9 protein-coding genes and 2 pseudogenes are annotated in these 11,024 nt (G+C 62.4%); 4 read left to right on the top strand and 7 right to left on the bottom strand.

Annotated elements, in window-relative coordinates:
- The 3 genes and pseudogenes from P8R42_19310 to P8R42_19320 form a co-directional block, all read right to left on the bottom strand.
- A pseudogene (locus tag P8R42_19310) lies at positions 1-599 on the bottom strand (DDE-type integrase/transposase/recombinase).
- A gap of 227 nt (positions 600-826) precedes the next feature.
- Entirely contained in the window at positions 827-1,504 is a 678-nt protein-coding gene (locus tag P8R42_19315; GenBank protein ID MDG2306758.1) for a DUF3313 domain-containing protein, read from the bottom strand.
- A gap of 467 nt (positions 1,505-1,971) precedes the next feature.
- Positions 1,972-2,310: pseudogene (locus P8R42_19320) on the bottom strand (hypothetical protein).
- Between the two features lie 463 nt (positions 2,311-2,773).
- Between P8R42_19320 and P8R42_19325 the strand changes: the two are divergent.
- The 4 genes from P8R42_19325 to P8R42_19340 are packed head-to-tail and all read left to right on the top strand — an operon-like array spanning position 2,774 to position 7,200.
- The gene (locus P8R42_19325; protein MDG2306759.1) at positions 2,774-4,186 is read left to right on the top strand and encodes an NDP-hexose 2,3-dehydratase family protein; all 1,413 of its coding nucleotides are present in this window, start codon (positions 2,774-2,776) and stop codon (positions 4,184-4,186) included.
- A gap of 13 nt (positions 4,187-4,199) precedes the next feature.
- Positions 4,200-5,129, top strand: coding sequence for a Gfo/Idh/MocA family oxidoreductase (locus P8R42_19330; GenBank protein MDG2306760.1), 930 nt, complete (start codon positions 4,200-4,202; stop codon positions 5,127-5,129).
- Positions 5,130-5,134: 5 nt separating this feature from the next.
- Positions 5,135-6,241 (top strand): DegT/DnrJ/EryC1/StrS family aminotransferase, encoded by a 1,107-nt coding sequence (locus P8R42_19335; GenBank protein ID MDG2306761.1) that lies wholly within the window; start codon positions 5,135-5,137, stop codon positions 6,239-6,241.
- 26 nt (positions 6,242-6,267) lie between these two features.
- Positions 6,268-7,200: a glycosyltransferase family 2 protein gene (locus P8R42_19340; GenBank protein ID MDG2306762.1), complete on the top strand. Its 933-nt coding sequence runs from the start codon at positions 6,268-6,270 to the stop codon at positions 7,198-7,200.
- 6 nt (positions 7,201-7,206) lie between these two features.
- Here the strand turns inward: P8R42_19340 and P8R42_19345 are convergent, their stop codons facing one another.
- The 4 genes from P8R42_19345 to P8R42_19360 all read right to left on the bottom strand — a co-directional run.
- Positions 7,207-8,112 carry a hypothetical protein gene (locus P8R42_19345; GenBank protein ID MDG2306763.1) on the bottom strand — a complete coding sequence of 302 codons (906 nt, stop codon included), beginning with the start codon at positions 8,110-8,112 and terminating at the stop codon, positions 7,207-7,209.
- Positions 8,109-8,573, bottom strand: coding sequence for an FdtA/QdtA family cupin domain-containing protein (locus P8R42_19350; GenBank protein MDG2306764.1), 465 nt, complete (start codon positions 8,571-8,573; stop codon positions 8,109-8,111). Before P8R42_19350 ends, P8R42_19345 begins: the two co-directional genes overlap by 4 nt.
- 22 nt (positions 8,574-8,595) lie before the next feature.
- Entirely contained in the window at positions 8,596-10,578 is a 1,983-nt protein-coding gene (locus P8R42_19355; GenBank protein ID MDG2306765.1) for a glycosyltransferase family 39 protein, read from the bottom strand.
- 233 nt (positions 10,579-10,811) lie between these two features.
- The coding region (locus P8R42_19360; protein ID MDG2306766.1) for an IS3 family transposase at positions 10,812-11,024 on the bottom strand (213 nt) is incomplete at its 5' end.

Raw genomic sequence — 11,024 nt, forward strand, 5'->3', positions numbered from 1 at the left:
TCCGACGCCTTCATCGTCGTGCCGAGCGTCCACGCCAGGATGTAGCGCGAGTAATCGTCGAGCACGGTCGACAGGTACTACCAGCCCCAGCTCACGACGCGCAGGTACGTGAAGTCCGTCTGCCAAAGCTCATTCGGTCGCTTCGTTGGATGCTGGAAGCGACCCGCAGCGCGGATCAAGACGCAGGCCGAGCTCGTGATTAGGTCGTGCGCCTTCAGAATGCGGTACACGCTGGATTCGGAATTGAAATGGCCCGTCCGGTCCGTCTCCTGCCACGACAGCTCTCTGGGCGACTTCCCAGGATCGGCCAGCGCGTGCTTCAAGCGGTCGTTCTCGTCGCGCAGGCCCTTCACTTCGGGGGCGCTCGCCTCGCTCTTCGTGTCGCCCAGGAGCCGCTTCTTCCCGTCCCCCAGAAACTCCTTGGACCACCGGCAGTAGAGATTCGGAGCGAGCCCCTCGCGGCGGCACAGAGCCGCAATGCTCTCTTCGCCGCGCAGTCCTTCGAGGACGATGCGAATCTTCTCTTCCGCTGAAAAACGACGTCGTGTTTTGCGCTGAATGTCGCGGCCGACCTTCTCCGCACTTGCTCCCTTCCCCATCGGATCCTCCTTCCGTTTGGGCCGGGAGTGTCTCTTATTTCATCGACCTATTTGGTCCAACCGTCTCTGAACCCGAACAGGCCAAACAGAACTTCCACAAGCGTCGGACTGTGAATCAGAAGACAGAACAAGGACCGGGAACCTGCCGAGGGGACACCCTTGGAAGGTTCCCGGTCGTTTTCCCGCTCCCCTCCCCCCGTCGGTCCGCCACTCCCGCGGTGGCCGCATTACGGCGAAGGTTGCGGGCCGCAGTCTGCGCGCCCCTGACGCGTGCACAGGTTGTACGTGGCGCGAGCCGACCAAAATTCGATGATGTGTTCAGCGTGCCCCCAGGAGCGAAGCGACTTCGAGGACAGCGACCGGCTGCCGACCCGGTGGTCGAGCCCAGCCACGAGAAGGCGCCCCGTCTCCGCATCCACGATCCGGGTTTCAACCGCGGCCTCTCCGACGAATATGGGCTTGTCGGAGATGAGGTCGCTCATACGCATCAAAAGCCGTGCTTGCGGGATAACGTTGGAGAGGATGTCCGGAGCAACCGAACGCTCTGTCGCGCGGACCAGGGCCACCGTGACGCGGAACGTGCCGGGCCCGGGCATTCGCACCATCTCGTAACGCTTCGCGAGAGTCGCGTGAAGGAAGTCGTAAAAGTAGTCGGCGAGATACTGCATGTCGATCTGGGACACGCCGCCTTCGTCTTCTTCCTCGTCTCGCCAGATCATCACTGGGTCGAGGAGGATTCGGTCGTAGCGGGCCCAGTCGACGTTGGGCGCAACGTAGAGCTGCTGGGCGAGATCATCGCGCCCGGTTGGGCGAAGCAGCCCGTCTTCGATGAGAACCGTGTCCACGTGCGGTTGAGAAGCCGGCTGCGAGGCGGCGCACCCGAGCAGGGCGAGCAGTGGCAGCATCGCGAGAGACCATCGCGGCAAAATGTTTGGCGCGAAGGTCCGGCAGTCTGGTTTCCGCTCCTCGGGGTCATTTTGCGCCCACATGGCCTTGCTCCTTTCATGTTCGATTGAAATTTTCCAGACCCGAGCCAAGGAAGCGGACGGGCGTCGCCTCGGCCGGCTAGACCCGAAAACTGGACCTCGCTCGAGGCTTCGCGGTGGCGGCTACCCGTCGACCTGGGAATATTGGCCGATCATTCTTCTTATCGTCATTCTATTTTTTGATCATCTCTTTGATATTCCTGATTTAATATGCGTAACGCCCAAAGCAGCAGTGCGTAGCATACGCCAGCCTTTTCTTGTTATGTGCGGGCTTCATTCCGAGCGCTCATTATTGTGAGATCTCACTGCAAAATCATTAGCTACCGGCTTGCCCGTGCGCTCCTCTATCAGCGAGCGAACATCGTACTGTGGGAGCGAATCAGTTAGACGATATCGCGCGGCTCGTCGCGTACCAGGAGGGTGCTCTCGACCTGCGGAGGAGTGGAGAGGACGTCGCCGATACTGATGCTGTCGGAGAGGTGGTTTACGACCCAGACTTCGCCGTTCGAGCGCGCCGTCACCGCCACCGGCTCGAGTCCGACGGACACCGAGTCGCTGTGCACCAGGGTGCCGCCCTGGATCTCGAAGATCTCGAGCCGATTGTCCGGCGTATTGACCGCGAAGAGGCGCGTGCCGTCGGGGGACATTGATAGGGGCCGAACGTGACCGCTCTCGAAGGCAACAAAGGACTGTGCCTTCGCGGGGGTCGTCGTGAACGACAGCAAGAGGGATCCGACAGCGCAAACAAAGACCGTCCGGGTGAGATTGCATCGTGGCAAGTGGATTTTCTTGCTCCTGGAGCTACTTTTCTGCCGGCCCCTCGTCCACTTGCCAATCGCGGCGCTAGCACTGCCCTGTCACCGATCTTCTGCCAAAACCGGGAACCCTTGTTGCAGGTGCAGGCACCGCTTCTGTTGCGAGGGTGGTGTTCACGAACGTCCCGTCAGTTGCCGATAGTACCTGCCGATATGCATTGCACGGAAGGCCCGGCCTGGAGTACCCTCGTGGACCGGCCGAGAGAACCACAGATGGATTCGACCGAACCCGAGCCAGCAATGGGAGAGATTCGCCAGTGACGTCCCTCGAACGACGGAGGCTGGAAGCCCGCGCTTCCGGTCGCGGCACGGGCCGGCGTGCTCGATGCGACCCGTCACGTCTCCGCGTCTTCTCGTTGGCTCCCGCGATGACATGACGGACGACTCTGCGGAGCTGAGCTTCCTGCGCTCCTCTCTGGTTCCGGAGAGTCCGGTATTCGACAATTCCAACTTCCTCTCGTGGTTCGGTGAGCTCCGGGACTCGAACGGCCTTCGGGTGCGCCCGATTCGGTTCGACGAGATGGACCGATGGGGCTTCGAGCCGAGCACCCGGAACCTCGTGCACAACTCGGGCCGCTTCTTCCGAATTGAGGGACTTCGCGTCGAAACCAACTTCGGCGACGACCACCATTGGGACCAGCCTATCATCAACCAGCCGGAGATAGGGATCCTGGGGATTCTAGCGAAGCGCTTCGGCGGTATCCTCCACTTCCTGATGCAAGCGAAGGCAGAGCCGGGGAATTGCAATGCCCTACAGCTCTCCCCCACCGTCCAGGCGACCCGGAGCAACTACAGCCAGGTCCACGGCGGACGGGTGCCGGACTATCTCGAGCACTTCACGGCGGCACCTCTCGAGCGGCGGCTGGTCGACCAGTTGCAGACCGAGCAGGGCAGCCGGTTCCTGAAGAAGCGCAACCGGAACATGATCGTCGAGACCCTCGACGAGGTTCCCGTTCGGGACGGTTTCCGTTGGCTCACCCTGGGTGAGATCAAGAGGCTCCACAGTTTCGATAACTTCGTGAACATGGACGCGCGGTCGGTAATTTCCTGTATCCCCTTCCTCAATCGAAAGCGGGGTCCGGCCGATCTATCCGAGGCACGAGGGCTCGCGGGCTTCGCAAAGGACTTGCTCGAGTCTGTCCACGCGGAGGACCGCGCGGTGTACACCATGGACGCTCTGTTGGCCTGGATCACCGAGATGAAGACCCGCTTCGAGCTCAGAACGGAAACCATCCCTCTCGGAGAACTGAGGAGCTGGAACATCACGGAGCGCGCGATCGCCCACGAGTCGGGTCGGTTCTTCTCCGTGATCGCCGTCGACGTGGAGGCGGGAATGCGGGAGGTAGCGCGCTGGACCCAGCCGATGCTCAGGGACACCACCGCCGGCCACCACGGGTTCATCACCCAAAAGCACAAGGGCGTTCTGCACTTCCTGGTACAAGCGAAGGTCGAGCCCGGAAACATCGACGTTGTCGATCTCGCCCCTACCGTCTCGTTGTCGAATACGGAAAGCCGCCGAGCGAACGCGCAGGCCTTCCCGTTCCTCGATCGCTTCCTAGATTCACGCCCGGACGAGATCCGCCACTCGACGATCCAATCGGAAGAGGGCGGACGCTTCTTCCAGTTTCTGAACCACAACGTCATCCTCGAGGTCGGTGCCAGCGAGGTGCTCGACGTGCCGGACTATTACACCTGGATGACTCTGGGACAGCTCCTCGAGTTCCTGAGACACGGCTACCTCTGTGTAGACTCACGGACCCTGTTGTCGTGCCTGAGCTGGGCCTGAGGAGTCGCGCACGGTGCGAATCCTGATTCTAGGCGACTCTGCGATCGCCCGGAAACGCCTCCTCCCGGCGTTGGCCACACTCTCCGAGGTCACCGGCGTCGAGGTCGCCTCTCGCAGCGCGTCCGGTGCGGCCTTCTCGGACTATGAAAGCGCGCTGGCGAAGAGCGACGCCGATCTCGTCTACGTGTCCCTGGTGAACAGCTCTCACGCCCTCTGGGCCGAGCGCGCACTCGACACTGGCCGCCACGTGGTCGTGGACAAGCCGGCGTTCCTTGAGAGGGAGCAGGCGGAGCGGCTGGTCGAGCTCTCCCGCAGCCGCCGGCTGTGTCTTGCGGAGGCAACCGCCTACACCCGACACCCGCAGCTAACCGCAATCCGCGACCTTTTCGTCCGTTCGGGAGACGCCCCGAGGAGCATCGTGGCCACCTTCTCGTTCCCACCCCTCGACGCCGAGAACTTCCGCTATCGAAAGGCGCTCGGCGGTGGTGCACTTTACGACCTCGGCCCTTATGCGGTGTCTCCCGGTCGGCTGTTCTGGGGCGAGCGCCCCGCGGAAGTGGAGTGTCGAATCCTGTCGACCGCCGGCCCCGACGACGTCGAAACTTCGTTCAGTGTCCTCATGATCTATACGGGAGGACGCGCACTCGTAGGCCAGTTCGGCTTCGCCACGGCCTATCGCAACCGCCTTTCGCTATTAGGGAACCATCGCTGCGTCGACGTGGACCGGGTCTTTACAACCCCCGCGAGCCTCGACAACGAGCTGCGGGTGTCGCAGGAGGGCGAGGTGTCCGTCGTCAAGACACCAGCGGCGGACTCCTTCGCGCTCTTCATGAAGGAGGTACTCGCGAAGATCGCGACCCGCGATCTGGAGGGCCTGCGCGCCGAATTACTCGAGGATGCTCTGTTGCTCGAACGGATGCGGCGCTCTGCGCTAGAAAGTTAGCCATCATGTCGATCCGTGTGTGGAGCTACCTCGAGGAGTACGAAGCGGAGAAGGCCGAGATCCACGAGGCGATCGAGCGCGTTCTCAAGTCCGGCAGCCTGATCCTCGCGAGTGAGGTCGCCGCCTTCGAAGAGGAGTTCGCGGGCTACTGCGGCGCCGCATACGGCGTCGGGGTGGCCAACGGCACCGATGCCATCTTCCTCGCGTTGAAAGCCCTGGGGATCGGCGAGGGAGACGAGGTCATCACCGTTTCCAACACGGCGGTGCCGACGGTCTCCGCGATCGTCTCCGCGGGAGCCCGGCCCCGCTTTGTCGACATCGATCCGTCCACCTATCTGATGGACTGCACAAAGGTCGAGGACGCCGTCGGGGAAAAGACGCGATGTATCCTGCCCGTCCACCTCTACGGCCAGTGCGTAGACATGCCTGCGCTGAGAGCCATCGCCGACCGGCACGATTTGAAGCTGCTGGAGGACTGTGCCCAGAGCCACGGCGCGAGCCTCCGGGGAACGAAGGCGGGGGCCATGTCCGATGCCGCCGCCTTTTCGTTCTATCCCACCAAGCTCCTAGGAACCTACGGCGACGGCGGGATGGTCTTGACCAGCGATCAGAACACGCGGGAGAAGCTCCGCCGCCTTCGCTTCTACGGCATGGAGGGGCGCTATTACGCGCAGGAGCACGGCTACAACTCGCGGCTCGACGAGCTGCACGCCGCCATCCTGCGTTCGAAGCTCGGCCATCTCGACGGCTACATCGCGAGGCGCCGGGAGATCGCAGAGCGCTATGACGAGATGCTCGAACAAACCTCCCTCGTACTGCCGAAGACCGCACCGGGAAACGAGCACGCCTACTATCTCTACGTCGTGAGCCACGGACAGCGTGACGTCCTCATCTCCGAGCTCGCCCGCCGTGAGATCCACGTCAACGTGAGCTATCCTTGGCCGATCCATACGATGATGGCCTACCAGTCGTTCGGAGAGGGCCCCGGGAGCCTGCCGGTCTCGGAGGCAGCCGCGGGGCGGATCTTCTCGCTGCCGATGTATCCAGCTCTGTCCGACGAGGCACAAAGCACTGTGGTGCAAGCTATTCGAGAGCTCGCGCCGGCCGTCTGAAGGCGCGCAGCAGGTCATGGAATGAGATGAAAACGCTCTCGATCGTCATCCCGGTGTACTACAATGAAGAGTCCCTCCGCCCGCTCTTCGATGCCCTGATGCGCGTCGAAGCGGCGCTGCGGGATCGAGAAGTTTGCCTCCAGGTGATCTTCGTCGATGACGGCTCGCAAGACGGCTCTCTGCGCGAGTTGCTCAAGATCGCTGCCGGCAGCGACATCGTCAAGGTGGTGAAGCACAGCCGGAACTTCGGCTCGATGATGGCACTCAAGACAGGCTTCCAGTTCGTCGAGGGGGACTGCTTCACGATTCTGACGGCGGACCTCGAAGATCCGCCGGACCTCGTGATCCAGATGGTGGACGAGTGGCTGGCCGGCGCAAAGTACGTCATCTGTGCGCGCGCCGAGCGCGAGGGGTCGTGGAGTTCGAGGCTCTCAGCGTCCATATTCCACAAGCTCGTTCAGCTGTTCGTGATGAGCGACTACCCGCGCGGCGGCTTCGACGTGATGCTCATGGACCGCGCACTCCTCCCCTACCTGCTGCAGTCCGGCAAGAACATCAACGTCGCGGTCTTCGCCCACTATTTGGGCTTCGAGCCCTCGGTGATCCATTACAAACGTGAGGCCCGCGAGTACGGCGTCTCTCGCTGGACGTTCCGCAAGCGGCTCAAGCTCTTCGTCGACTCCCTTCTCGGCTTCTCGATGGTACCCCTGCGACTGATCTCGCTCGTCGGGCTCGGCGTGGCGACCCTGGCTTTTCTCTATGGCATCCTCGTGATCGTGCTGGCGCTCAATGGGAACCCAGAATTCGAAGCGAATCGGGGATTCGCGACCTTGGCCGCGATTACCTCCTTCCTCCTTGGACTGGTCATCGTCATGCTCGGCATCATCGGCGAGTACATCTGGCGCATCTTCGACGAGGTGAACCATCGCCCAGAGGCGGTGATTGATGAGATCTACTGACTTGGGCTACGGCCGAGCGTACGCGAGAATCTGCGTGGTCACTCCGATTCGGTAACCGAGGTTCTCCATCGTCCGGATGGCCGCCCGGTTCGCCGCCTGAGTGGTCATCAAGATACAATCCGAGCCGTTGTCGCGCATGTCGCAGGTCATTTCTGAAATCAGCTTGCGATACCAGCCCGAGCATTCGACATGCACCGCTCCCAGCACCAGTCTCGAAACCTCGAGGCCGAGCTTGGTGCAACCTTCGAGGGAGTACGCGCCGGCCAGGAAGGCCTTCACCGGCACGTTCTCGGCATCCGGCACCAGGACCACGTCCGCAAATCCTCGAACCGAATTCTCTGCGTAGGTAGCGAGATATCCGTTCGCGATCTCGTCGGGAAAGCAGCTGTCCGCGTGGACACGATCGAATTCGTTGGCGCATTGCGCGGCCACGTCGCGAAGCCGCGGGATGTCTTCGAGGCGAGCGCGTCGGACCGCGTGTCGCGGCTCATCGAAAGAGGACAACCGATCCCGCAAAAAGGTGATGCGCGGTTCGATCAATCGGAACCCCAGGCCTGTCATGGCCTGGAGAGTCGCCGTGTGCTCCGAAGCGACGTCGGCATAGAGATAGAACTTCTCGTGCTTCAGCTCCATGTCTCTTACCAGCCGGGTGAGAGCAGCACGGCGCTGAACGCCGAACGTGGCGTGCAGCTTGTAGATGGGGAATCCGAAGTACGCCGAATCCCATTCGAGATGTGAATGGAGGACGAGGCCGCCGTCAACTCGAACCGAATGGTCGGGATCTTCGAGGAACGCCGAAAGCCAAGGTCGCACGACCTCCTCGACCAGGATCTCGCGATCGACACCGGGAATACAGTTATAGGGTGAGTAGAAGGGCAGGTCCGTCTCGTCCGACAGGAGAAGGTCGTTCATTCTGACGATGGACCTGCCTTCGAACTCGGGTCGGGCGGAAGCCCGAGTGCGCGAAGATAGTCCTCCCAGCGACGGAACGAGCGAGACATGTCGTAGTGGGTGCTTGCCAGTACCAGGCAGACGGTCTCCTGCAACATGCCGGTGATGTTGATGAACAGCATCCTGGGCACGTAGAGGCCCCGGGTGGGATCGTCCATCCGATAGGTTACCGAAGTCTTCCCGTCGCGGAGCTCCATGTCGAACTCGCCCGCCAGGGCCACGACCACCTGATCGGTATCCATGTGGGCATGCCCACCTCGGTCTGAAACCACATGGTGCATGTAGAAGATCCGCTCGATGGCAAAGGGTGTGTCCTGCCCACCCTCGACCGACGTTAGGATTCCGCGCTCGTCCCGATTCGACGGCAGGTCGACCCAGCGAGATTCGTCCAGCCGCGGTTCGGCATGTTTCTCTGAGGCCAACAGCTTAGCTCCTCTACCGGATTCAGCTCTTAGGGGCTGGCGCGACCGGAGAACGCCAGCTCAATACCTGGAACCTACCGAACTTCTTCTCCAACCGGTAATTCGCACGAACGAAGCTGGCGAGGCGGGGGTACATGAGGCGGACATTCTCCCCTCGATCATCGGACCCGTCATCGATGATCAGCGGACGGACCTCCCGGAGCCGACGGATCAACTCGGCCTCGTCGAGCAGTTCCCGGGCCGTCTCCTCGTGGATCGAGCCGTTTGCAGCCATATACAGGACGAACTCGGACTCCTGAACCGGCGAGACACGATCGGTGAGGAAGTAGAACAGCGACTTCCCCGAAAGGACGAAGATCGGTTCGTCGCGCCGTTCCTCGTGGTTGAGATAGCGCACGACATCACCACCGCTGGCGTGGAAGGAGGCCGGCCGCGAGACGCCGAGCACGCCAGTGGCGCGCGGGAGTGACGGGACGAACGCAGGCTCGGCGCGCCATGCTCTGAGGAGATCGACCGCGGCCGGAAGCACGACGGCCAGACAGAAGGCGCCGATCAGCACCGCCGCTCCGAGCCGCCGGGAGCGCGGGTTTCGGCCCGTTTCCCCCGGAAGCTGCCAGAAGCGTTCGAGTAGGTAGGCGAGCAGCGGCAGACAGCTCGGCAGAACCCCCAGAATGTGCCAGATGTCCGCTGCCGGGTAGAGCCACAGGAGGGACATGGTCGCGTAGGCCGTGAAGAGAACGAACGCGCGACGTTGGCCAGCCAACCCGACCGACCCGCTCGGCACCTCCACCCGGCCGAGGCGGACCACCTCGGCGATCGACAGCCAGACCAGGACGAAGGGCAAGCTGAACAAGAGGTCCGAGGAGGCCCAGAACCAATACGCCGCCGCCCTCGCCTGCCATCCCTGCACCGCCAATGCGATGAGCGCGAGCAGCGAGACGGCAAGGAGGCCGCGGAACGTCCACAGCCGCCGACCTCGCAGCGTTTCAGCCGCGTGACCGCGCCAGATCACGTGCGATGCGAAGGCACCGAAGCCAGCCACCTGCCACAGCACGAACGTGATGGTTGGCGCCGGGAAAGGTGAGATCCAGCTAACGGCGGGCGGTATCCCGGAGACGGTGTTGAAGAGGATCTCGGCCCCGAGTCCAAGCGAAACATACAAGGTCGCGTACGCCACCAGCGGCAACAAGAAGGCGAGCGTGAGCGCAACCAGTCCCCAGAAGGTCTGAAGTTGGTTCTCTGGAGCCGGCGGCCGGCGAAGTTCCCGCAGGGCCAGGTGGCCGGTCAGGAAGAGAACGGGCGCCAGGAGCAGCGTGAGGTTCCCAAGGGGGTTGCGCGGAGCCAGGTAGAAGACCGACACCGCCGCGGTGAAGAGGATCACGAACCAGCGACTCGTGCGGACCAAGGTCGCCAGAATCCGCCCTGGGCGGCTTCCCCCCTGCCCCTCATCGACCAGCAAGAAGAGAGCGAGCGCAAGGAACGCGAAGGCGCCGGTCGTCTGCTTGAACGTTGCCGCGATCCCGAAGCAGAGCCCCGCGATGGCGCACCCGTAAAAGAGGCGTCGTTCGAAGGCTAGGAACGAGAGGAGCCCCGCGAGGCACAGCGCGGCACCGAAGAAACTCGCGTACGGAGTCGTCAAGATCGGCCAGGCAATCCCCAGCAGTGCAACGGCGACCGCGTAGGCGATGAGCGCGAAAGCCCGGCCGGAGATTCGTCGCGCACCGACGTAGACCATCACGCAGGTCGCCGCCTTTGTGGCCAGCACGAGGTAACGCAGGACAGCCAGGTCGCTCCCGAAGAGGCGGAATAGAAACCCGCCGAGGAAGAAGAGGGAGGGCGGGTACATCTGCTGAAAATCGCGATAGGGAAGATCCCCCTCGGCGACGCGCCAGATCGCGTAGACGATCACGCCCTCATCCACCCATTCGATCGGGATGAAGAGCCCGAGCCTCAAGTAGGCGGAGGCCAGCGCGAAGAGCATCGCCAGACCGAGGGCGCGTCTCACCAACTCCCATCCCCGCGTCGGTAAAGACGAAGACAGTCGTAGTTCGGAAATCGACTCTGTTCGCAAGCTGAAACTCACCAGACGCCGAGACCGCGTGAGCCCGGATCCCGAGTCACGAGGATACCGCTAGCCCCGGATGGAAGAAAGCCAGGTTCTCGGCGACTGTACGTCGTCAAAGACATCGGGATCAGTGGGCGTAATTTATAAGAGACACTTCCGGCACGTTTGCCCGCCTAGGCGGCGCGTAGATTCTGTCGCTTACGACGGGCCATTGTCTTCTTCTTGATGTGTTCGCGGCGCGTCAAGATCGCGGTGCGCCGCCCATGATATGCATCGGCTGGAGTCACGTTGTCCAGTGACTCGTGGTAGCGCCGGTGGTTGTAGTGCTCGACGAAGCGACCGATCGAGCGCTCGATCTTTCCCTGCGTTTGCGGATGGTACGGCGC

Source organism: Candidatus Binatia bacterium, from assembly GCA_029243485.1.
In the GTDB taxonomy this organism is placed as follows: domain Bacteria; phylum Desulfobacterota; class Binatia; order UBA12015; family UBA12015; genus VGTG01.